At 69.4% G+C, this 22292-nt stretch carries 17 protein-coding genes; 6 read left to right on the top strand and 11 right to left on the bottom strand.

Annotation, left to right across the window (positions count from 1 at the left end; genetic code table 11):
* The first annotated feature begins 13 nt into the window (after positions 1–13).
* Positions 14–3973: a YihY family inner membrane protein gene (locus FUT87_RS12615; protein WP_255511795.1), complete on the top strand. Its 3960-nt coding sequence runs from the start codon at positions 14–16 to the stop codon at positions 3971–3973.
* 9 nt (positions 3974–3982) lie between these two features.
* On the opposite strand, the gene FUT87_RS12610 is transcribed toward FUT87_RS12615, so the two are convergent.
* The 10 genes from FUT87_RS12610 to FUT87_RS12565 form a co-directional block, all read right to left on the bottom strand.
* Positions 3983–4855, bottom strand: a complete 873-nt coding sequence (locus FUT87_RS12610; protein ID WP_186830507.1) for a TIGR02285 family protein — start codon at positions 4853–4855, stop codon at positions 3983–3985.
* Between the two features lie 336 nt (positions 4856–5191).
* The gene (locus FUT87_RS12605) at positions 5192–6358 is read right to left on the bottom strand and encodes a hypothetical protein (protein WP_147241234.1); all 1167 of its coding nucleotides are present in this window, start codon (positions 6356–6358) and stop codon (positions 5192–5194) included.
* Between the two features lie 638 nt (positions 6359–6996).
* Positions 6997–7956, bottom strand: a complete 960-nt coding sequence (locus FUT87_RS12600) for a sulfate ABC transporter substrate-binding protein (RefSeq protein WP_091731796.1) — start codon at positions 7954–7956, stop codon at positions 6997–6999.
* Between the two features lie 256 nt (positions 7957–8212).
* Positions 8213–11026 carry a TonB-dependent siderophore receptor gene (locus FUT87_RS12595; RefSeq protein WP_147241233.1) on the bottom strand — a complete coding sequence of 938 codons (2814 nt, stop codon included), beginning with the start codon at positions 11024–11026 and terminating at the stop codon, positions 8213–8215.
* A gap of 142 nt (positions 11027–11168) precedes the next feature.
* Positions 11169–12116 carry a CysB family HTH-type transcriptional regulator gene (locus tag FUT87_RS12590; RefSeq protein WP_091729729.1) on the bottom strand — a complete coding sequence of 316 codons (948 nt, stop codon included), beginning with the start codon at positions 12114–12116 and terminating at the stop codon, positions 11169–11171.
* A gap of 186 nt (positions 12117–12302) precedes the next feature.
* Complete coding sequence (locus FUT87_RS12585; protein ID WP_147241232.1) at positions 12303–13226, bottom strand: CysB family HTH-type transcriptional regulator; 924 nt, start codon at positions 13224–13226, stop codon at positions 12303–12305.
* A gap of 52 nt (positions 13227–13278) precedes the next feature.
* Entirely contained in the window at positions 13279–14352 is a 1074-nt protein-coding gene (locus tag FUT87_RS12580) for a sulfate/molybdate ABC transporter ATP-binding protein (RefSeq protein ID WP_091729738.1), read from the bottom strand.
* Positions 14349–15239 (bottom strand): sulfate ABC transporter permease subunit CysW, encoded by an 891-nt coding sequence (gene cysW, locus FUT87_RS12575; protein WP_147241231.1) that lies wholly within the window; start codon positions 15237–15239, stop codon positions 14349–14351. The genes FUT87_RS12580 and cysW overlap by 4 nt, the downstream gene beginning before the upstream one ends.
* A gap of 1 nt (position 15240) precedes the next feature.
* Positions 15241–16122: a sulfate ABC transporter permease subunit CysT gene (gene cysT / locus FUT87_RS12570; protein WP_091729746.1), complete on the bottom strand. Its 882-nt coding sequence runs from the start codon at positions 16120–16122 to the stop codon at positions 15241–15243.
* 51 nt (positions 16123–16173) lie between these two features.
* Entirely contained in the window at positions 16174–17226 is a 1053-nt protein-coding gene (locus tag FUT87_RS12565) for a sulfate ABC transporter substrate-binding protein (RefSeq protein WP_222617130.1), read from the bottom strand.
* A gap of 483 nt (positions 17227–17709) precedes the next feature.
* Between FUT87_RS12565 and FUT87_RS12560 the strand changes: the two genes are divergently transcribed.
* Both FUT87_RS12560 and FUT87_RS12555 read left to right on the top strand, forming a co-directional pair.
* Complete coding sequence (locus tag FUT87_RS12560) at positions 17710–18213, top strand: GAF domain-containing protein (protein WP_147241230.1); 504 nt, start codon at positions 17710–17712, stop codon at positions 18211–18213.
* The gene (locus FUT87_RS12555; protein ID WP_091729751.1) at positions 18210–18659 is read left to right on the top strand and encodes a response regulator; all 450 of its coding nucleotides are present in this window, start codon (positions 18210–18212) and stop codon (positions 18657–18659) included. The genes FUT87_RS12560 and FUT87_RS12555 overlap by 4 nt, the downstream gene beginning before the upstream one ends.
* On the opposite strand, the gene FUT87_RS12550 is transcribed toward FUT87_RS12555, so the two are convergent.
* The gene (locus tag FUT87_RS12550; RefSeq protein ID WP_091729754.1) at positions 18637–19449 is read right to left on the bottom strand and encodes a glycosyl transferase; all 813 of its coding nucleotides are present in this window, start codon (positions 19447–19449) and stop codon (positions 18637–18639) included. The two genes, FUT87_RS12555 and FUT87_RS12550, sit on opposite strands and share 23 nt — an antisense overlap.
* A gap of 239 nt (positions 19450–19688) precedes the next feature.
* Here FUT87_RS12550 and FUT87_RS12545 point away from each other — a divergent pair, with 239 nt between their 5' ends.
* The 3 genes from FUT87_RS12545 to FUT87_RS12535 form a co-directional block, all read left to right on the top strand.
* Positions 19689–20624: a TauD/TfdA family dioxygenase gene (locus tag FUT87_RS12545; protein WP_091729757.1), complete on the top strand. Its 936-nt coding sequence runs from the start codon at positions 19689–19691 to the stop codon at positions 20622–20624.
* A gap of 68 nt (positions 20625–20692) precedes the next feature.
* A complete protein-coding gene (locus FUT87_RS12540; protein WP_222617131.1) occupies positions 20693–21676 on the top strand; it encodes an ABC transporter substrate-binding protein in 984 nt (327 codons plus the stop codon).
* A 2-nt stretch (positions 21677–21678) separates the two neighbouring features.
* On the top strand, positions 21679–22292 hold a 614-nt coding region (locus FUT87_RS12535), incomplete at its 3' end, for an ABC transporter ATP-binding protein (RefSeq protein ID WP_147241228.1).

Genomic DNA, 22292 nt, shown 5'->3' with positions numbered 1-22292 from the left:
GCGCCCGGTGCTGATGTCGCTGACGCAGTTCGCGGCCAAGGCCAACCGGCTCGGTGTCGTCGGCCTGATCGTGCTGGCGGTGACGGCGCTGTCGCTGATGCTGACGATCGACCGCACGCTCAACCAGATCTGGCGCGTGCAGCGGCCGCGTCCGATCGCACAGCGGGTGCTGGTGTACTGGGCGGCGATGACGCTGGGCCCGCTGCTGCTGGGCGGCAGCCTGACCGTCACCAGCGTGCTGATCACCTACAGCCGGGACCTGGTCGACAACATGCCGCGCGGCCTGGTGGTCCTGCTCAACAGCGTGGACCTGGTGGTGCTGTGGGGCGCGATCGCGGCGCTCTTCCATTACGTGCCCAACACCGACGTGCGCTGGCGCCACGCGCTGACCGGGGCGGCCTTCGTCGCGGTGGCCTTCCACCTGGCCAAGCAGGCGCTGGCCTGGTACGTGAAGCAGGTGCCGACCTATTCGACGCTCTACGGCGCCTTCGCGGCGGTGCCGATCTTCCTGATCTGGATCTACGTCGGCTGGTCGATCGTGCTGCTCGGCGCGATCCTGGCGGCCAATGCGCCGGCGCTGGCCGGCGGCGTCAGCGTGCGCCGCAACCGGCCCGGCATGCAGATGGCGCTGGCGCTGGACGTGGTGCGCGAGCTCGAGGCCGCGCGCGCGGGCGGGGAGTCGGGGCTGTCGATGCTCGCGATGTCGCAGCGCATGAGCGTCGATCCGCTGCAGCTCGAACCGGTGCTCCAGCAGCTGCAGAAGCTGGACTGGGTCGGCCGCCTGGAGGAGGAGGGCGCCCAGCGCGTGGTGCTGCTGTGCGAGCCGGCGCACGAAGCGGAGCGCCAGGCGCTGGCCGCGTTCAACGCGCAGGCCTCGTTCCAGGCGATGGACGCCGCGGCCTTCGAGCCCGCCGCCGACTACGCGGAGCTCGCGCTCGAGCTGGCGCCCCTGGCGCCGCAGCGCGCCGCCTGGCTGCATCACGCGGCGCGTATGGCCTACCTCGCGGGCCGGCCGTCGCGGATGGACGCGCTGCTCGAATCGGCGCTCGCCGATGCCGCGGACAACGCGCAGCGCGCGCGGCTGCTGGAAGTCCGCATGGAGGCCTTCTACGCGCAGGGGCGGCTGGCCGAGACCGTCGACCTGGGACTGGAGCTGTTCCTGCTGCTGGGCGCGGAGCTGCCGCGCGCCGCCGGGCCCGACCCGATGGCGCGGGTCATGGAATTGCTGGCCGGGTTGCAGCGCGAGATCGCCGCGATCGGGCTGGACACGTTGGCCGCGCGCGCGCCGATGCGCGACGAGCAGCGGCTGCTGCTGATCTCGATCGCCGCCAAGATGACCGCCGCCGCCTACATCGTGCGGCCCGCGCTGCTGCCCTTGCTGACGCTGTTCCAGGTCCGCCTGATGGTGGACCACGGCCATGTGCCGCAGGCGTTGTCGGCGTATTCGGTGCTCGGGCTGATGTGCGCGGAGTTCCTCGGCGACTACCGCTTCGCGCATGACCTGGGCCGCATGTCGACCGAGCTCGTGAGCCGGCACGGCTGGATGCAGGTCTACGCGCATGCGGGCTTCTCCTTTCATGCCTTCCTCAGCCACTGGGTGCAGGGCCTGCGCGTGAGCATGAACGGCCTGATGCAGACGCATCGCAATGGGCTGGAATTCGGCAACCTGCGCCATGCGGGCCTGGGCCTGTACGTGCACGACGCGCATGCCTTCCTGTCCGGCATGCCGCTGCCGGCGCTGGAGGAGCAGTTGGTCACGCACGGCCGGCGCCTGCGCGCGATGCGCCAACCGGTGGCGGCGGACTACGAGGACGCGCTGCTCGCGCTGGTGCGGACGCTGCAGCAGCCGCGGTTGCCCGAGGACGGCTTCGACGGCCTGGAGGCGTTCGCGCGCACCTATGGCGAGCGTCAGGACCAGACCGGGCTGATGTTCCTGCACGGCTGGCAGGCGGTGCTGCACTTCGTGGCGGACCGGCCGGAGCCCGCGCTGCGGCTGGCGCTCGAGGCTCGCGGCCTGTTCGCGGCCGGCCGCGGCATGCATGCGCAATCGCTGCTGCTGTTCATCGCGGCCTGGGCGGCGCAGCGCGTCGCGCTGGCCGGCGGGGCGCGCGACCAGGCGCTCGAGGACGACGCGCTGCGGCGCCTGCAGCGCTGGCAGGACGCGGGACCGGGACACCTGGCCGATCGCGTCGCGCTGCTGCGGGCGCAGCAGGCGATGCTGGCGGGCGAACCGGACGCGCAGATCGCCGCGGCCCTGGACCGGGCGCTGGCAGCGGCGGAGGGGCCGCAAGGCACGCCGCTCGACGTCGCGGCTGTGCTGCGCGCGCAGGTCGACTGGTGGCGCGAGCGCGATCCAGCGCAGGCCGACCGGGCGCGTCAGCGCCTGCAACTGGCGTGGAAGGACTGGGGCGTGATCGCGCTCGCCGGCGAGGCACTGGCGCTCGCGCCCTTGTCCGATGCGCCGGGACGGTCGGCCAGGGCCGCCACCGAGGACACGGAGATCCGCGCCGATGCCGCCGACCTCAGCACGCTGACCAAGGCGGTGCAGGCCATCAGCAGCCAGCCGGACCTGCCGCGCCTGCTGCGTCGCCTGCTGGAGGTCGTCGCCGAGAACGCCGGCGCGCAGCGCGCGGCGATCGTGCTGGCCAGCGGCACGGCGGGCGCGTCGCGCTGGGTGCTGCAGGCCGAGGCGACCCTGGGCGAGCAGCCCCGGCTGCATTTGCTGGAGCAACTGCCGCTGGAACGTGCCGGGGCGCAGTTGCCGCTGGCGCTCATGGGTCGAGTGCTCGGCGACGGGCGACGCGAACTGATCGTCGACGCGCGGGGCCTGGCGACGATGGAGGACTACTTCCAGCGCCATGCCGCGCCGCCGCGCTCGGTGCTGGCGCTGCCGCTGCTCAAGCAGGGGCAGACGGTGGGCGCGCTCTACCTGGAGAACGCGGCCGCGGCCGGCGTGTTCACCGAGGCGCGGGTGAGTTTCCTGGAGCTGCTCTGCGCCAACGTGGTGAACGCGGTGGACAACGCGCGACTGGTGGCGGAGCTGCAGGAGCTCAACGCCAGCCTGGAGCGCCGCGTGACGCAGCGGACCCGCGAGCTCGCCGACAGCGAGGAGCGCCTGCGCGCCGTGCTGGACCACGCGCCGATCCCGATGGTGGTGACGCGCGAGCGCGATGCGCTGATCGTCTATGCGAATGGGCCGTCGGCCGTGATCGCGGGACGGACGCTGGATGAGCTGGTCGGCAAGCCGGCGATCAGCTTCTACCGCGACCCGGGCGACCGCGAGCGCATGCAGCTCAAGTTCAAGGAGGAAGGCCGGCTGCAGGGCGAGGAGGTCTGCCTGCTGGCGGCCGACGGCAGTGAGTTGTGGATGCTGCTGTCGATGGTGCCGGTCGTGTACGACGGCGAGCCCTCGGTGCTCAGCACGCTGGTCGACTTCACCGACCGCAAGCGGCTGGAGCTCGAGCTGCAGCGGCTGGCGACGACCGATGCGCTGACCGGCGCGGCCAACCGGCGCTGCTTCCTGGACCACGCGGAGGCGGAGGTGGCGCGCAGCCGGCGCTACGGGCTGGAGATGGCGCTGGTGATGATGGACGTCGACCACTTCAAGCGCATCAACGACACGCTGGGCCACGCGCGCGGCGACGCGGCGCTGTGCCGCCTGGTGCAGCTGTGCGCGCAGGTCGTGCGCAAGCAGGACCTGCTGGGACGGCTCGGCGGCGAGGAGTTCGCGCTGCTGCTGCCGCAGACCTCGCTCGAGCATGCGATGCAGCTGGTCGAGCGGCTGCGCCATCACATCGAGACCAGCGGCATGGCCTTGCAGCCGGGCCTGCCGCCGGCGTCGCTGACGGCGAGCTTCGGCGTGACGGCCCTGCGCCCCGAGGACCTGCGGGTGGACGAGCTGCTCGGCCGCGCCGATCAGGCGCTGTACCGCGCGAAGGACGGCGGACGCAACCGCGTCGAGCACCAGGCCTGATGGGAGGCGTCAGGGATCGATGCGAGAGGGCTTGGCGCGTTCGCGGTAGAACGCGTCGAAGCGGGCCGCGTAGTGGGCCTTGGTTTCCGGCGTGAGCCAATGCATCAGGCCCTTGCGCAGGCTGGCGGCGCCTTCGGGACGTCCATAGGCCTTGTCGATGCCCCGGATCGCGGCCAGGCCCCAAGGCGTGCGGGGACAGGCGATGCCCGCCATCACCAGCTCGCTGGCGCCCTGGATGGGGACGCTGACGAGGTCCGCCGGATGTCCGGCCATGACCAGCGCCATGTCGAGTTCGACTGAATAGTCCGCGCGCCCGAGGCTGATCATCTGCAGCAGGCGCGCGCCGAAGTCCTTCGGCGAGTACAGCGAGACGGCGCTGTCGGCCGGCCGTGCGGCGAGTGCCTCGTCCAGCACCGGCCCATAGCTGCGGCCGTCGATCAGCGCGCCCCGCATCGAGGTGTCGGCGAGCAGGCGCGGCAGCAGCACTTCGCCGGCGCCGTTGCGCGGCAGTCGCTTGAGCAGCTCGCGTCGCACGATCAGTTGCGGCGGCGGCGTGAGTTGCGTGTTGATGAAGTAGGCGGCCCGCTCGCGCTCCGGCGTGCGGACCACGTTGGCGCGGCACACCTCGTCGCCGTTTTCGATCATCTGCCAGCTGCGCTTGGCGTTGGCGAAGACGATCTCGTGCCGGACGCCGGGCCAGCGCCTGTCGAGGTAGGTGATCACGTGGCCGGTGACGCCACTCGCGCTCGCCCCGGTCATCTGCGGCGCGTGGTCGGAGGCGAGCCAGGTGATCTTGGCGACCACTGGCGGCGCGACCGCCGCCACCGCCACGGCATCCCCCTGCGCGTGCGCGGACGCCCCGCCCAAGAGCGAGGCGGCCAACGGAAGCGACGCGACGAGACGGCCGCGGGTCGAGGCAAGGGGGTTCACGGCGGGCAGCATACGGGGATCACCCGCGACGCTCGTCCGCCATCCTTCACGCCGGAGCCGCGGAGCGGTAGTTGGTCACTCCCGGCGTGTCTTCGAGCGCGGAGCGTCGGGCCGGCCCTCCGGCCAATACGCCAACCAACTCGCCAATCAATCCGCCAAATAGCCCGCCAGCGATGTCTGTCAAATTCAGCGGCCTGGGTCTGGCCCGGATGGTCTGAACCGAACTGGCAGCGGGCAACAACGAGACAAGGTCCAGGTCTGGGCGTCTGGGCGCAATGCTTCCTGAACTCAGGTTCGTGGCCCGCGTGGGTTGTTCGGACGCGAAAAGATTCGGGCGTGGTTGTTGTTCGGGTTTTGCGGATCGCCCATCAGCTCGGTCGGATAGTGCCCCACGTCGAATGGGCCACGGTGTGCCGGAGTCGCCGAGCCATTGTCCAGATGACGGGCACGCGAACGGGCGTGGTTTGAGCCCTGTACGGTCTGCGCTCCATTCCTGCGCTCGCCTTGGTCGGCTGCCGGGGAGCGCCGGTCTGCGGTCTGTGTTGAAGGGCTCGGGTTGTTCGACAGCACCGGCGGGTTCGCGGTCACAAGGGTCAGCAGACTGCTGGCCAGCTGTTCCGGGTTGTCGTGCCACCGTTGTGCCGCCTGCCGCACGCCTGCATGCAATGACGAGAAAGGCTGCGTCACGATGTCCCGCAGATGGCCGGCCACATCGCGCCGGTTTTGCTCGGTGGCCTGCGGCATGCCGGTGCCGCGCGCCACCAGCACGACGGCGTCACCAATCACTTCTGCGCTCGGCACGGTCGGCGGCTGAACCGATGAGGTCGCTCGTGTGGACAGCACCGGTTCTTTCCTGGTCACAAGACGCAGCAGGTTGAGCACCAACTGCTCGGGGTCGCCGTTCGCCCGGGTCGCGGCCCTTGCCACCTGCGCATTCAGACCGCCAGAGGGCGGCGAGTGGATGTCCTGCAGATGATCGACCAGGTTTTGCGTGTTGCGGCCCGCCACGGCCGTCAAGTCGATGTCGTGCATGCCGGTGAGCATGTCCATGGCGTCATGCAACATCGCTGTGCGACGGTCGGCATTGGACTGGACGTCCTGCCTGGGCATGTTTGTATGGCTGGGGCGGTTGGTCGCCCGATCAGGCTGATTTGCGGGGGCCGAGGCCAACAACTGATCGCCAGGACGTATTTCCGATCTCTGGCTTCGCGGCAATATCGGCGAGTCTGACGTCACCAACGCCAACAGGTTGCGCACCAGTTGTTCCGCGCTGCCGCTGCCTCGCTGCGCAGCTTCGACGACCCGTGGGTCGAGGCGAGATGCGGGCAGCATGGCGATCTGGTGGACGTGATTGGTCACGTGGAGCACCTCTCGATGGCTCATGCCTGTGATGTTGGAGCGGTCTGTCCCACCCAATAGGCGCAACGCGCCTTCCATCACTTCACGGTTTGGCATGCGCCCAGGGCCAGCCACGGTCGCGCCAGCTGCCGCCCCAGCGGGGCGTGCTGCATCGCTGCGTGGCGTGGGATTGCCGATCTGCACTCGATGCCTGCGTCCATCTTCAGCCGTGGCCGCAGCCTGATGGCGCCGCCCGGTCGGAATACCGTAAGGCGATGCTGGCGCGTTCTGCGAGGCTCGTGCCTCGGGAGCCGTCTCTTGGCGTTGCGCTGGCGAGCTACTGGATTCCGCAGAGGGCGTGCGATTCGTCCGGAAGAGATTGCGAAGATTGTTGATGGTCATCTGTACTGCCAGGTGTGCCGGCGGTCGGCGCCGGTGTCGAAGACGTTCCACAGACCTTATGTGCGGTCTCGGCATCGAACCTAGCCGGCGCGAAAACTCCTTCAACGATGCGAAGGCTCGGGCGCCGCAGCGATGACGCGGCGCTCCGGAGTCTCCCGCTAGCAAGGGCCGTTCCCCATTCACGAATGTTCATGGGGTAGCTACGAGAACGTCAGGACAAAAAAAAGCCCCACCGGCCATCGCCAGCGGGGCTGCTCGCACAGAGCGAACGGTCTGATTGCCTGTGACGCCGCTTGCGCGGCGCCCGAGACCGACCGAGGAGACAAACAGGTGTTCTTGCTCGAGGCGCCGGATCAGCGCTTCTCGTTGATCTGGTCGAAGACGCCGCCGTCGTCGAAGTGGGTCTTCTGGGCATTGCGCCAGCCGCCGAAGACCTCGTCGATCGTCACCAGCTTCACCGGCGCGAACTGCTTGGCGTACTTGGCGGCGACCTTCGGGTCACGCGGACGGTAGTAGTTCTTCGCGGCGATCTCCTGGCCCTCCGGCGAATACAGGTACTCCAGGTAGGCCTGCGCCACCTTGCGCGTGCCCTTCTTGTCCACCGTCTTGTCCACCACCGACACCGGCGGTTCCGCCAGGATGGACAGGCTGGGCGTGACGATCTGGAACTTGTCCGGCCCCAGCTCCTTCACCGCCAGGTAGGCCTCGTTCTCCCAGGCGATCAGCACGTCGCCGATGCCGCGCTCGACGAAGGTCGTCGTCGCGCCGCGCGCGCCGGAATCCAGCACCTTGGTGTTGGCATAGATCCGCTTGACGAAGGCCTTGGCCGATTCGGCGTTGCCGCCCGGCTGCTTCAGCGCATAGGCCCAGGCCGCCAGGTAGTTCCAGCGCGCGCCACCCGAGGTCTTCGGGTTGGGCGTGATCACGTCGATGCCGCCACGCGCCAGGTCCGGCCAGTCGTTGATGTGCTTGGGATTGCCCTTGCGCACCAGGAAGACGATCGTCGAGGTGTACGGCGACGCGTTGCTCGGCAGGCGCTTCTGCCAGTCGGCGGGCAGCAGCTTGCCGTGGTCGTGCAGCGCGTCGATGTCGTAGGCCAGCGCCAGCGTCACCACGTCGGCGTCCAGGCCGTCGATGACCGAGCGCGCCTGCTTGCCCGAGCCGCCGTGCGAGTTCTTCACCGTCACGGTCTCGCCGGTCTTGGCCTTCCAGTACTTCGCGAACGCGGCGTTGAAGTCCTGGTACAGCTCGCGCGTCGGGTCGTAGGAGACGTTGAGCAGCGTGACCGCGCCTTGCGCATGGGCCTGGGGCATCAGCGCGGCACCCCCCAGCAGAGCGGCGGTGGCAAGCAGCGAGACGGTGCGTCGGAGTGCGTTCACGGGAGTCTTCTCTTCACGGGGGGTTGAGGGGAGCGCCCAATGTAGGCAAGCGCACCGGCCAAGGGAACGAAGAAGATCTGCTTTGCTTTGCAGCCTTGCCTGGAAAAAGGGCCGCTCCCTCGTGAGGAGCGGCCCGCAAGCCAGCGCGGGGTCGCGCCAGCAGTCGGATCGACGGATGGGGCCGCCGCGCTCAGCCGCCGAAGCGGTAGTCCAGCTCGATCCAGCCCTGCCGCCCATGCGGCAGGTAGTAGCCGACCGGGTAGTACGGCCAGGTCGCGCTGGGATCGCGGCGGATGCTGTTGAACAGGTTGTTGACGATGACGCTGACGCGAGTGCGCTTGTCCAGTTGCCAGGCGGTGCTCGCGTTGACGTTCCAGTACGGGCCCAGCCAGCCGTCCTGCGCCTCGCGGGCGATGCGGCCGTTGCGCTGCGCGGCCAGCGTGTGCGTCCAGTCGCCGACCTGCCAGGACAGGCTGGCGTTGAGCTTGCTCGGCCAGTCGCCGAAGTCCGGCGTGCCCACCAGGTTGCGGTTGTCGTCGCCGGCGAACTGCTGGTACTTGAAGCTCTTGACCCGCGTGTACTTCGCATCGGCCGTCCAGCGGCCCCAGGTCGCCGTCGTCCAGCTGTAGCGCGCGCCGATGTCCACGCCCCAGGTCGATTCATTGGCCGCGTTGATCGGGTTGACGCGGATCTCCGCCACTTCGCCCGGCCGCACGAGCGCATCCAGCGGATTGCGGCGCACCCGCGCCACCGCGTCCTGGCAGGTCGGCGACTGCGCGTCCTTCACGCCGGTGCGGCAGTCCGCCTCGGTGCGCAGCACGCCGTCGGCGCTGAGGTCGGTGACCAGGTCGCGGATGGCGATCTTCCACAGGTCCACCGAGAGATCGAAGGACGCGGCCGGCTGCCACACCGCGCCCAGTCCCCAGGAGCGGCCGCGCTCGGACTTCAGGTCCGACGAGCCGGTGCGCACGTAGTTGAAGCCTGGTGACACGCCGGCGAAATCGCATTGCGACAGCGGCTGGCCGGCCTGCGCGCAGCGGTAGTAGTCGGTCGACGACGAGTAGTAGCCCTTGGTCTGCTGCGCGAAGATGTAATTCATGTCCGGCGCGCGGAAGCTGGTGGCGTGCTGCGCGCGCAGCAGCAGCGTGGACAGCGGCCGGAACTCCAGGCCGGCGTTGTAGGTCGTGCTGCCGTCGCTGCGACCGGCGAATTCATAACGATCATGGCGCGCGGCGACGGTGGCCGTCAGCTGCCGGGTGATCGGCGCGTTCAACTCACCGCCCAGCGCCAGCCGCTCGCGCGTGCCGCGCACCGTCGGCGAGGCGCTGGTGTTGTAGAAGACGCCCTGCCCCAGTCGCGGGTCGGCCTCGTTGCGGAAGCCCTGCGTGCCGGCCTCCGCCACCACCGCGGCCCGCACCGGACCACCGGGCAGCCGGAACCACTCCCCGCTCGCAGAGGCGCTCAGCTGCTGGTTCCAGCTCGCGTTGCGCGTCCAGCTGCGGTCGCTGACGCTGTCGATCTCCTGCGGCGTGAGCGGGCGGAACAGCCGCGCCGGATCGGCCGAGTAGATCGCCACGCCGTCCGCGTCGGTCCCGATGCGCGGGCCGAGCAGCAGGGACTCGATGCCGGCCGTCAGGCGCGGGGTCGTGGTGCGGTTGAGGTAGTAGGAGCTGTTGGCCGCGACCTCGAAGGTCCAGCTGCCGGTGAGCTCCCCGCGCGCGCCGACCGCCACGTTGTGCGTCGCGTCCCGCCACTGGCGGTTGAAGCGGTCCACGCCGCCCAGTTCCTCGGGCGCGAAGCGCCGGGTCCAGATCTCCAGCTGGTTGGTCGTGGCATTGCGGAAATAGCCCTTGCCGGCGGCGTCCGAGGTCCAGCTCGGACCGCGGGTGTTGTTCTCGGTCCGCGCCCAGCCGAACTGGCCTTCGGCGAACAGCTCCAGCCCGCCATCGAGCCGCCAGGTCAGGCCCCCGGCCGCCTGCGCGCTGCGGTTGCCGGTCTGCGTGGTCCAGTAGGTCGGCGAGGCCCGACCGCTGCCGCAGTAGGTGCCGTTCCTGGCTTGATAAGGCGCGACCGAGCCCTCGAAGAGCCCGCTGGCCGCGGCGCAGCCGTCGCTGGGCGTGAGGTAGGCGCCGCCGGTGGCGTTGCGGCGGCCGAAGACCACCGTCGGCGCCGCGCCACCCAGCGTGGTGTCGGCCATGAAGTCGCGCTGCCGGCTCCAGATCGGCTCGCGGCCGCTGAGCTCGATGCCCCACACGCCCTGCAGCCGGCCGCCGTCGAAGCCGCCGGTGACCTGGGCCCGGGCGTTCTCCCCGCCGCCGCGCTGCGTGCCGCCGGCGCGCAGGTTTACCGAGACGCCCTCGACCCGCTTCTTCAGCACGATGTTGACCACGCCGGCGATCGCGTCCGAGCCGTAGACCGAGGACGCGCCGCCGCTGAGCACCTCGATGCGGTCGATCAGCGCGGACGGGATGTTGGCGATGTTGACGAAGTTGACCGAGCCCTCGTAGGCGGTCGGGTAGTCGGCGACGCGTCGGCCGTTGACCAGCACCAGCGTGTGGTTGGGCCCCAGGCCGCGCAGGCTGATCGCATTGGCGGCCGGCGTGAAGGTGTTGCCGAAATCCTCGCCCTGGGTGAAGCCGGTGTTTTCGGTCAGGCCGCTCAGCGCGTCGGAGACGTTCTTGTAGCCGAGCCGGTCCAGGTCCTCCGACTTGATGACGGTGACCGGGCTCGGCCCTTCGCTGTTGACGCGCGAGATGCGCGAGCCGGTGACGACCACCGACGGCAAGGGCGCGTCCTTCGCGTCGTTGACCGCCTTGGCGTCCTTGGGATCTTTGGCCGGACTGGCGTCCTGGGCGGGCGCCGTGGCCGGAACCTGGGCGTGAACGCTGCCGACGGGAAGGACAGCGATGGAAAGGACGGCGATGGGAGATGCGGCCGCCAGTGCGGCGGCCAGCGTGGCGGCCGATCCGGTGAGGCGGGCCGCGTGCTCGACGAAGGGCTTCAAGAGACTTCCTCGTGGGAGTGAACTGGTGAGCCCGTCACTCTAGGAAGCGCCCTCGTGTCGATGAAGCAATCGTTTCTGCTTTGCTTTGTTGTGCGGTCCGGCTAAGCACATGCGGAAATTCTTCCGGCCATCAGTCCGGCTCTCAGTCCGACCCGTTGGGCGACACCCGCGCCTGCTCGACCAGGTCACGCGTCAGCGGCGGCGCGAAGGTCTCGATGAAGGCGTAGACATAGTCGCGCAGGTAGGCGTCGCGCCGCACCGCGAGCCGCGTCAGGTTGTCGGCGAAGAGATGGCGCGCATCGATCGCGCGCAGATGGCGGTCGCGCTCCTCGTCGTAGGCGATCGCCGCGACGATGCCCACGCCCAGCCCGAGCTCGACGTAGGTCTTGATCACGTCCGCGTCCATCGCCACCAGCACGACGTTGAGGTCGAGCCCGGCCGCCGCGAAGGCGTCGTCGATGTGCGAGCGGCCGGTGTAGCCGGTCTCGTAGGTGATGACCGGGAACTCCGCCAGACGCTCCAGCGTCAGCGGCGTGCCGGCGCTGGCCTCGGCCTCCAGCGGATGGCCCGGCGGCACCAGCACCGTGTGGGTCCAGCGGTAGCACGGCAGCGTCAGCAGCTGCGGATGCAGCGCCAGCGCTTCGGTCGCGATGCCGATGTCGGCCTCGCCGTCGATCAGCAGCCGTGCGACCTGCTGCGGCGAGCCCTGCGTGAACTGCAGGCTGACCTCGGGATGGGACTCGCGGAAATCGCGCACCGCCGGCGGCAGCGCGTAGCGCGCCTGGCTGTGCGTGGCGGCGATGCGCAGATGGCCGCTGTCGGCGCGGGCGAAGTCCTCGCCGGCGCGGCGCAGGTTTTCGGCCTCGCGCAGCAGCCGCTCGACGATGGGCATCACGTTGCGGCCCGGCTCGGTCAGGCCGGTCAGGCGCTTGCCGGCGCGCACGAAGATGTCGATGCCGAGCTCGTCCTCGAGCTCGCGGATCTGCCGGCTCACGCCGGGCTGCGAGGTGTGCAACGCCTGCGCCACCTCGGTCAGGTTGAAGTTGCGGCGCTGGGCCTCGCGGACGGATCGGAGTTGCTGGAAGTTCATCGTCGGCAGTCACATCGGGGGAGGGCTCGCCGGCCTCGACGGCATTCGATGAACGTCGCGAAAGCGGCTTGCTTATGCGGACTGATTATTCGAATCCGCGCCGCCGATGTCCTCCAACAAATTCCGATAAGCAATCCCGCGGCGCCCGCATGAGCAATGCAGGCACGACGCGCCTGCGCTCCAGCGTCAGGCGTCGGGATCCATCGCCTCGCGGACCGCGTCCTCGGTCAGCTCGGCCACGCATTCCTGCAGGAAGCGATAGGCGAAGCCGCGCAGGTAGTGACCGCGCTTGAGCGCGATGCGCGTCGTGTTGGGCGGGAACAGGTGGCTCGCGTCGATCAGCTGCAGGCCCGAGTCGCGACCCGGCTCGAAGGCCATCGCCGCGATGACGCCCACGCCCAGCCCGATCTGCACGTAGGTCTTGATGACGTCCGCATCGAGCGCCGACATGACCACGTCGGGCGCCAGGCCGGCGGCGGCGAAGCTCGCGTCGATGCGGGCGCGGCCGGTGTAGCCCTCGTGATAGGTGATCAGCGGCTGCTCGGCCAGCGCCTCCAGCGTCAGCGGCTGGCGCGTGAGCGCATGGCCCTCGGGCACGACCACCGCATGGCGCCATTCGTAGAACGGGAAGGTGACGAAGGCGTCGTCCTTGCCGAGCGCCTCGGTGGCGATGCCGATGTCGGCCTCGCCCGACTGCAGCAGCGAGACGATCTCCGACGGACTGCCCTGGTGCAGCACCAGGTGCACGCGCGGGTAGGCCGCCTTGAAGCGCGCCACCACCTGCGGCAGCGCGTAGCGCGCCTGCGTGTGCGTGGTGGCGATCGTCAGCTGGCCTTGATCCGCACTGCTGAACTGCTGCGCCAGCCGCTTGATGTTGCGCACGTCCTGCAGCATGCGGTCAACGACGACCGCCAACTCCTTGCCCGGCTCGGTCAGCCCGAGCAGCCGCTTGCCGCGGCGCTGGAAGAGCTCGACGCCGAGCTCGTCCTCCAGGTCCTTGATGTGCTTGCTGACGCCCGACTGCGAGGTGAACAGCGCCGCCGCCACCTCGGTCAGGTTGAAGTTCTGCTGCACCGCCTCCCGGACGATGCGGAGCTGTTGGAGATTCATGGTCGGAGGACTCGAGGGATCGCGCGCTCTGCGGCTCGCTGATCGAGGGGGATCAAGCAGCCTGATCGATGCCGAACAGGCTCAGGCGCGAGGCCTGCAGGCGGACGCGCTGGCCCGAGGCCAGCTGCAGCGCCTCGGCCTGTTCGCGGCTGAGTTCGGCTTCCAGGTGCTCGCCAGAGGCGCCGCGCAGTTCCACGCGCGCGGCGGCGCCGAAGGCCAGCACGCGCTCGACGGTGGCGGGCAGGCCGGGTGCGTCCTGCGTCGGGATGATCACCAGCTCGTGCGGACGCGCGTAGGCCTGCACCAGGCCCTGCTGGGCGCCTTCGATCGCTGCGGCCGCGCCTTGCGCCAACGTCTGGTCGCCGACGCGCACGATGCCGCTGTCCACGCGGCCTTCGAAGCGGTTGACCGCGCCGAGGAAGCCGTAGACGAAGGGCGTGGCCGGACGCTGGTAGACCTCGGTCGGCGAGCCGACCTGCTCCACGCGGCCGTGGTCCATCAGCACGACGCGGTCGGCGACTTCCAGCGCCTCTTCCTGGTCGTGCGTGACGAAGATGCTGGTGATGTGCAGCTCGTCATGCAGGCGGCGCAGCCAGCGGCGCAGCTCCTTGCGCACCTTGGCGTCGAGCGCGCCGAAGGGCTCGTCCAGCAGCAGCACGCGCGGCTCGACGGCGAGCGCGCGGGCCAGCGCGATGCGCTGGCGTTGACCGCCGGACAGCTGCGGCGGATAACGATCGGCCAGCCAGTCCAGCTGCACCAGCTGCAGCAGCTCGTGGACCTTGCGCTTGATCTCCGACTCGGGCGGTCGCTGCTTGCGCGGCTTCACGCGCAGGCCGAAGGCGACGTTGTCGAACACCGTCATGTGGCGGAACAGCGCGTAGTGCTGGAACACGAAGCCGACCTCGCGCTCGCGCACGTGGGTGTCGGAGGCATCGGCGCCGTCGAGCAGCACCTGGCCGCGGTCGGCGGTCTCCAGGCCCGCGATGATGCGCAGCAGCGTGGTCTTGCCGCAGCCCGAGGGACCCAGCAGCGCGGTCAGCTCGCCGGTGGGGAAGTCCAGGCTGACGTCGCCCAGCGCGGTGAAGCTGCCGAAGGACTTGTGGATGTTGCGGACCTGGATGCTCATGCTTCTTCCTTGATCACATTGCGCGAGGCCTGCCACTCGACGAACTGCTTGAGTCCGAGCGTGACCAGCGCCAGCAGCGCGAGCAGCGACGCGACGGCGAAGGCCGCGGCGAATTGGTATTCGTTGTAGAGGATCTCGACCTGCAGCGGCAGCGTGTTGGTCTGGCCGCGGATATGGCCCGAGACCACCGACACCGCGCCGAACTCGCCGAAGGCGCGCGCGTTGCACAGGATCACGCCGTAGAGCAGGCCCCACTTGATGTTGGGCAGCGTCACATGCCAGAAGGTGCGCCAGCCGCTGGCGCCCAGCACGGTGGCGGCTTCTTCTTCATCGCGGCCCTGCGCCTGCATCAGCGGGATCAGCTCGCGCGCGACGAAGGGGAAGGTCACGAAGACCGTGGCCAGCACGATGCCGGGGACGGCGAAGATGATCTTGATGTCGTGCTCCGACAGCCAGGGCCCGAACCAGCCCTGCGCGCCGAAGATCAGCACGTAGATCAGGCCCGCCACCACCGGCGAGACCGAGAACGGCAGGTCGATCAGCGTGATCAGCAGCTGCTTGCCGCGGAAGTCGTGCTTGGTGATCGCCCACGCGGCGCTGACGCCGAAGACGACGTTCAGCGGCACTGCGATGACCGCGGCGATCAGCGTCAGCTTGATCGCGGAGACGGCGTCGGGCTCGATCAGCGAGGCCAGGTAGGTGTCCCAGCCCTTGCGCAGCGCCTCGGTGAACACCGCGGCGAGCGGCAGCAGCAGGAACAGCGCGAAGAAGGCCAGCCCCAGCGTCAGCAGCGTGTAGCGCACCCAGCGCTTTTCCGCGGTGGCGGGGTTCCCTTGATAGTGACCGGCCGAGCGGGCCCGGCCGAGCGATGCGGCGGATCCGGCCATGTCAGCGCTTCCCGTCCAGTCCGTTGCGGCGCAGGCTCCAGGCCTGCAGTCCGTTGATGCCCAGCAGCAGCACGAACGAGAACACCAGCATCACCACCGCGATCGCGGTAGCGCCGACGTAGTCGTACTGCTCGAGCTTGGTGATGATCATCAGCGGCGTGATCTCGCTGACCATCGGCATGTTGCCGGCGATGAAGATGACAGAGCCGTATTCGCCCACGGCCCGCGCGAAGGCCAGCGCGAAGCCGGTCAGCAGCGCCGGCGTCAGCATCGGCAGTACCACCAGGCGGAAGGCCTGCCAGCGGTGCGCGCCCAGCGAGGCGGCGGCCTCCTCGAGCTCGGTGTCCAGGTCCTCCAGCACCGGCTGCACCGTGCGCACGACGAAGGGCAGGCCGATGAAGATCAGCGCCACCAGCACGCCCAGCGGCGTGAAGGCGACCTTGATGCCCAGCGGCTCCAGCCACTGGCCCATCCAGCCATTGGGCGCGTACAGGGCGGTCAGGGCGATGCCGGCCACGGCGGTGGGCAGGGCGAAGGGCAGGTCGATGAGCGCGTCCACCAGCTTCTTGCCCCAGAAGTCGTAGCGCACCAGCGACCACGCCAGGATGAAGCCGAAGATCACGTTGATGAAGGCACCCAGCAGCGCCGCGCCGAAGCTCAGGCGGTAGGACGCGAGCACCCGCGGCGAGGTGGCCGCGGCCCAGAAGGCCTCGACGCCATGGCCGGCGGACTTCAGGAAGACCGCGCACAGCGGGATCAGCACCAGCAGCGAAAGGTAGAAGAGCGTGAAGCCCAGCGTCGGCGCGAAGCCGGGCAGCACGCGGCGTCGCTTGCGGGCGGGCGCCGGGGCGGCCTGCGTCGCGGGGAGCACGGCGGTGTTCATCGGATCAGTCGGTCAGGAGTCGGCGGGGAGGGCGGACGGCGCGGGCTTCGATCAGCGGCGCGCGGCCATGATCTGGTCGTAGGTGCCACCGTCGGCGAAGTGCGTCTTGCCGACCTTGGCCCAGCCGCCCAGCGTCTGGTCGACGCTGAACAGCTTGATCGGCGCGTAGCGCTTCTCGTGCTTCTTGAAGATCGCCGGATCGCGCGGGCGGAAGTTGTTCTGAGCAATGATTTCCTGGCCCTCGGGCGTCCACAGGAAGTCCAGGTAGGCCTTGGCCAGCGCGGCCGAGCCCTTCTTGGCGACGACCTTGTCGACGATGGCCACCGGCGCGTCGGCCTCGACCGAGATGCTGGGCGCGACGACCTCGAAGTTGCCCTTGCCGAATTCGTTCTCGATGAGCTCGGCCTCGGACTCGAAGGTCAGCAGCACGTCGCCGATGCCGCGCTGGGTGAAGGTGGTGGTGGCGCCGCGGCCGCCGCCGTCCAGCACCGGCACGTTGGCCAGCACCTTGGAGACGAAGTCCCGGGCCTGCGCGTCGCTGCCGCCCTTGGCGATGACGCTGCCCCAGGCGGCCAGGTAGCCGTAGCGGCCGTTGCCGGTCACCTTGGGGTTGGGAATGATCACCGAGATGCCGGGACGGGCCAGGTCGGCCCAGTCCTTGATGCCCTTGGGATTGCCCTTGCGCACCAGGAACAGCATGGTCGAGCTGTAGGGCGCGGCGCCGTTGGGGAACTTGCTGCGCCAGTCGGCGCCGGTCAGGCCCTTCTCGGCCAGCGTGTCGACGTCGGTGGCCTGGTTCATCGTGACCACGTCCGCCTCCAGCCCGCCGATCACCGAGCCGATCTGCTTGGACGAGCCGCCGTGCGACTGGTTCACCGTGATCGTCTGGCCGGTCTTGGCCTTGTACGCGGCGACGAAGGCCGGATTGATCTGCTTGTAGAGCTCGCGCGCCACGTCGTAGGAGACGTTCAGCAGCGTCGTGGGCTGCTCGGCCGAGGCCAGCATCGGCACGCCCAGCAGCGGCGCCGCGGCGGCCAGCATCAGGGCCCGGCGGCGCGTGGCGGAGAACAGGGAGCGGTTCTTGTGGGCGTTGTTCTGGAACATGGCAAGCAGGCGGAGCCGGCGACGTTGAAGGTCGGGCTGCGAAGCTTGCCAAACAGTCCTTATTCCAGGAACGATTGTTTGAGCATTTGCTTATCTCGCATATCGAATATGCGAGGCGGGCGGGATGAAAGGCGCCAGGACCGCGATCGGGCTCCGCCGGAAGCGCCTCCCCCAAGACCCCGAGGGCGGCCCCCGGTCGCGACCTGGGCTTTCACCATGCCTTCCCGGCGACCCTACTGCCGCCGCCGGCGGGGGCGACATGGGCGCGCCCCGTGGAACGGAGTCTGGTGCGGGTCGCTCGTCGTCGCCAATGCGGAATGCAAGTGAGCAGCGTCGGCCGGCTCATATGGGACGGGCACCGGCCGCGTGCGACAGGCCGCGCTGTCCTCCCTCCGATGGACGAGGGTGGTGGCGAGCGCTGGGGGAGTCGGCTAGGCTGCGCAGGGAGCACGAACCCCACCGCAAGAGCGAGGAACCGCCTCCATGATGACTGCCCCGATCCCCGCGAACGAAGCGGAGCGGATCCAGGCGCTGCGCGAGCTGCTGATCCTGGACACGCCGCCCGAGGAGCGCTTCGATCGCATCGTCGAGTTCGCCGCCGAGGAGTTCGGCGTGCCGATCGCGCTGATCAGCCTGGTCGACGACGACCGCCAGTGGTTCAAGGCCCGCTTCGGCCTGGCGGTGTGCGAGACCGACCGGCGCAGCAGCTTCTGCGGCCATGCCATCCATGTATCGGAGGTGATGGTGGTGTCCGATGCCACCCAGGATCCGCGTTTCGCGGATAACCCGATGGTGCTGGGGCCGCCGCACATCCGCTTCTACGCTGGCGCGCCGCTGGAGATCCGCCCGGGCGTCCGCGTCGGCACCCTGTGCCTGATCGACCGGCGCCGCCGTACGCTGGACGACACCGACCTGGCCATCCTCATGAGCCTGCGGGACGTGGTGGTCTCCGAACTGCTCGGGAAGGCCGCGGAGTCGGGTTCATGAGCGCCGTCGCGCCGCCCCAGCTGCTGCTGGTCGACCCGCATTCGCTGTTCCGCCGCACGGTCGCGATGGTTGCGCGGCAGCTGGGCATCGCGCAGGTGCATGAGTCCAGCAGCCTCGAGGCGGCGCAGCGCCTGCTGGAGCACCAGTCGATGGACGGCCTGCTGCTGGACATCGGGCAGGGGCTGGACGCGCTCGCGCTGCTGCAGAGCGTGCGCGCCGGCGCCCTGCGCTGCCCGCCGTCCACCCCGGTGGCCTTGACCGCCGAGGCCTGCGACCTGCCCACCGCCCAGCTCTACAAGGAGCTGCAGGTGCGCCGCATCATGCTCAAGCCCTTCAAGGTCAAGACCGCGCTGGAGGTCATCCAGGACCTGGCTCGCCCCGAAATCGGCCCAGTGAGGGCCGCGTGCACACGCCCGACGGGGGTCACTCCACCCAATGCTGGGTGAGCCAGGGGGTGGGCAGCACGTAGCTGCGCAGATGGCGCCAGCGGTGCTTGACGCCGCCAGCGAAGGCGGCGCGGAAGTGGTCCCACGGCTTCTCGTGCGGCGGGTCCTGGGTGTTCCAGCGGCCCAGCATCACGTCGGCCGGGTTCGGGCCGCCCGGGAAGGTCACGATGCGCGCGCCGGCCGGCAGCTTGGCCGGCTTGAAGTAGCGCAGCGGGAAGGCCGGCAGGCAGTGCAGGCGGAAATGGCGCGTCCACAGGTGCGGCCAGAACTTGATGCCGCCGGGCACCGACGCGGTCACCCAGTGCTGCTCGAAGCCATGCTTGTCGGCCACGGCCTGGGGGTCGGCGCGGAATTTCTCGATGATGTGCGGGTACTTGCCGACCGGGAAGCGGAACACCGAGGTCTGCCCCAGGCGCTGCATCGGCTTGGCCCAGTTGCGGGCCAGCACCACATCGTCGGGATGGCCGTGGGTGAAGTAGCCGTCGATGTTGTCGACGATCACCGAATCCAGGTCGATGAACAGCACCGGGCCGGACAGGCCGGTCTTCTGGCCCAGGTCGGCGCTCCACATCACCAGCTTGCGCCACTTGCCCAGGGACTTCTTCGGCCATTCGCAGCCGAGCTCCTCCAGCGGGTAGGCATCCACCTCCGGGCGCAGGCCCTCGGCGTTGTCCGTCAGGCAGACCAGGCGGAAATCGCCGGTCACATGCCGGCGCAGCATGCCGTAGAGGCGGTTGACGTATTCCGGGCCGTAAGCGGTGCCCCACTTGACGCAGATGACTTGTTTCATGGGGGAGCGATGGCTCATTTTGGTTGTGGTCTCACCCAGATAGGGAAGGACGACACTATACGCAGCTGTCTGTAACTGGATTGCAAACGGGGCTTTCCGTGTCGAATGCGCCGGACATCGGGCTCCGCCGGGCGACTGACGCACCCGCCGCCGGACTGGCTTCGATATGCGATGGGCGCAGTTGGACATGCCAGGACCTTCGTTCCGGCGAGGAAGCGCGCTGCCTAGAGTCGGCGCCCATGACAGCCCTCGCCCCGCCCCTGACCGTCCCGCCGCCGCGGCCCGCCGCGTTCGTGGAAGACGCCGACGAGCCCTCGCAGGCCTTCCAGATCCAGGCCTTCGACGCGCCGCTTGGCGCCGAGGTGCTGGGGCTCGACCTGGCTCGGCCACTGAACGACGCCGACTTCGCGAGACTCCACCGCGCGCACCTGGACCACCACGTCCTCGTCTTCCGCGACCAGCGGATCACGCCCGCGCAGCACATCGCCTTCAGCCGGCGCTGGGGGCCCTTGCAGATTCATGTGCTGCGCAACTTCCAACTGCCGGGCCATCCGGAGATCCTGCAGGTGTCCAACCTCCGCGATGCGCAGGGCCAGCCGGTCGGGCTGGGCGACGCCGGCCAGTACTGGCATTCCGACCTCTCCTACAAGGAGCGCCCCAGCCTGGGTTCGCTGCTGCATGCGCAGGAACTGCCCGCGGAGGGCGGGGACACGCTTTTCGCGAACCAGCATCTCGCCTACGACGGCCTGCCGCTGGCGCTGAAGACCGCGGTCGCCGGCAAGCGGGCGGAGCACAGCTACCTGGCGAAGTACGAGGAACTGCGGGCGCGCAATCCCTGGCGCCCGAAGCTGACGCCGGCGCAGATCGCCGAGGTCAAGCCGGTGTCGCAGCCGGTCGTGCGCATCCACCCGGAGACCGGCCGACGCGCGCTCTTCGTCAGCGAGCACTTCACGACGCGCATCCTGGACCTGCCCGAGGACGAAAGCCGCGACCTGCTGGCGCAGCTCTTCCAGCACAGCAGCCGGGAGAGCATCGTCTATCGCCACCGTTGGCAGGCGCACGACCTGGTGTTCTGGGACAACCGCTCGCTGCTGCACCTGGCCGCGGGCTGTCCGGATTCCCTGCGCCGCCACCTCCACCGCACCACCATCGAGGGCGACGTTCCGGTGGGATGACCCACCCCTTCGCGTGCTTCACCCGCCTCCACTTCCCTGCCATGACCTCTTTCTTCAAGAAACCCCTGATGGCCGCCCTCGGACTGGCGCTCGCGCTGGCCGGCACCGCCTCGCAGGCGGAAGGCAAGCTCCGCATCGCCGAGCAGTTCGGCATCGTCTACCTGCTGCTCAACGTTGCCCAGGATCAGCAGCTGATCGAGAAGCACGGCAAGGCCGCCGGCGTCGACATCCAGGTCGAGCGCGTGCAGCTGTCCGGCGGACCGGCGATCAACGAGGCGCTGCTATCCGGCAGCATCGACATCGCCGGCGCGGGCGTCGGCCCGCTGCTGACGCTGTGGGACAAGACGCAGGGGCGGCAGAACGTGCGCGGCATCGCCTCGCTGGGCAACTTCCCGTACTACCTGACCAGCAGCAATCCCGCCGTCAAGAGCATCGACGACTTCAGCGACAAGGACCGCATCGCGCTGCCGGCGGTGGGCGTGTCGGTGCAGTCGCGCATCCTGCAGCTGGCCTCGGCCAGGCGCTGGGGCGATGCACAGTTCAACCGGCTGGACCGCCTGCAGGTCGCCTTGCCGCATCCGGAAGCGACCGCGGCGCTGATCAAGGGCGGCACCGAGATCAACGCCCACTTCGGCAACCCGCCGTTCCAGGAACAGGGCCTGGCGGGCAATCCCAACGTGCATGTGGTGCTCAGCAGCTACGAGGTGCTGGGCGGGCCGGCGTCGGCCACGGTGCTGTACACGACGGAGAAGTTCCGGCGCGACAACCCGAAGACCTACAAGGCCTTCGTCGGCGCGCTGGCCGAGGCGGCGGACTTCATCGCGAAGCACCCCGAGCGCGCGGCCGACATCTACATCCGCAACGAGAACTCCAAGGTGCCCAAGGACCTGCTGCTGAAGGTGATCAAGAACCCGGAGGTGCAGTTCAAGATCACGCCGCAGAACACCTTCGCGCTGGCGTCCTTCATGCATCGGATCGGCGCGATCAAGAACAAGCCGGCCTCCGCGCAGGATTACTTCTTCGACGATCCGCACAACGCGGCGGGGAGCTGAGCATGAGCGCGGTGCTGGAACGGCTTGACGCGATCGACACCCGGCCTGGCTGCGAGGTGTGCGAGGCCGGCGGCCAGGCGGCGGGCGTGCCGCTGGCGCAGCAGGCGCGGTTGAGGGTGGAAGGCGTCAGCCTCGAATACCGCGGCGAGCGCGGCCCGATCCGCGCGACCCATCGCGTCGGCTTCGACGTGATGCCGTCGGAGCGCTTCGTGCTGCTTGGCGCGTCGGGCTGCGGGAAGTCCTCGCTCCTGAAGGCGGTCGGCGGCTTCATCGCGCCCGCCGAGGGCCGGATCCTCGTCGACGGCCGACCGATCGACGGACCCGGGCCGGACCGCATCGCGGTGTTCCAGGAATTCGACCAACTGCCGCCGTGGAAGACGGTGCTGGAGAACGTCGCGTTCCCGCTGATCGCCTCGGGGTCGTCGCCGCGCAAGGTGGCGCTGGAGCAGGCGGGGGACTGGCTCGCCCGCGTGGGCCTGGCGGACTTCGCGTCGGCCTATCCGCATCAGCTGTCCGGCGGCATGAAGCAGCGCGTCGCGATCGCCCGCGCGCTGGCGATGAAGCCGCGCGTGCTGTTGATGGACGAGCCCTTCGCCGCGCTGGATGCGCTGACGCG

Source organism: Mitsuaria sp. TWR114, assembly GCF_007997345.1.
This window is presented reverse-complemented; position numbering and strand designations above follow the sequence as displayed.

Bases quoted from the DNA above. Each gene is read 5' to 3' on its own strand.
- FUT87_RS12585 (WP_147241232.1), bottom strand. From the start codon at position 13,226: ATGAATCTCCAACAGCTCCGCATCGTCCGGGAGGCGGTGCAGCAGAAC.
- FUT87_RS12540 (WP_222617131.1), top strand. From the start codon at position 20,693: ATGGCCGCCCTCGGACTGGCGCTCGCGCTGGCCGGCACCGCCTCGCAG.
- FUT87_RS12590 (WP_091729729.1), bottom strand. From the start codon at position 12,116: ATGAACTTCCAGCAACTCCGATCCGTCCGCGAGGCCCAGCGCCGCAAC.
- FUT87_RS12580 (WP_091729738.1), bottom strand. From the start codon at position 14,352: ATGAGCATCCAGGTCCGCAACATCCACAAGTCCTTCGGCAGCTTCACC.
- cysW (WP_147241231.1), bottom strand. From the start codon at position 15,239: ATGGCCGGATCCGCCGCATCGCTCGGCCGGGCCCGCTCGGCCGGTCAC.
- FUT87_RS12615 (WP_255511795.1), top strand. From the start codon at position 14: ATGTCGCTGACGCAGTTCGCGGCCAAGGCCAACCGGCTCGGTGTCGTC.
- FUT87_RS12555 (WP_091729751.1), top strand. From the start codon at position 18,210: ATGAGCGCCGTCGCGCCGCCCCAGCTGCTGCTGGTCGACCCGCATTCG.
- FUT87_RS12600 (WP_091731796.1), bottom strand. From the start codon at position 7,956: ATGCCCCAGGCCCATGCGCAAGGCGCGGTCACGCTGCTCAACGTCTCC.
- FUT87_RS12565 (WP_222617130.1), bottom strand. From the start codon at position 17,226: ATGTTCCAGAACAACGCCCACAAGAACCGCTCCCTGTTCTCCGCCACG.
- FUT87_RS12545 (WP_091729757.1), top strand. From the start codon at position 19,689: ATGACAGCCCTCGCCCCGCCCCTGACCGTCCCGCCGCCGCGGCCCGCC.
- cysT (WP_091729746.1), bottom strand. From the start codon at position 16,122: ATGAACACCGCCGTGCTCCCCGCGACGCAGGCCGCCCCGGCGCCCGCC.
- FUT87_RS12550 (WP_091729754.1), bottom strand. From the start codon at position 19,449: ATGAAACAAGTCATCTGCGTCAAGTGGGGCACCGCTTACGGCCCGGAA.
- FUT87_RS12605 (WP_147241234.1), bottom strand. From the start codon at position 6,358: ATGCCAAACCGTGAAGTGATGGAAGGCGCGTTGCGCCTATTGGGTGGG.
- FUT87_RS12560 (WP_147241230.1), top strand. From the start codon at position 17,710: ATGATGACTGCCCCGATCCCCGCGAACGAAGCGGAGCGGATCCAGGCG.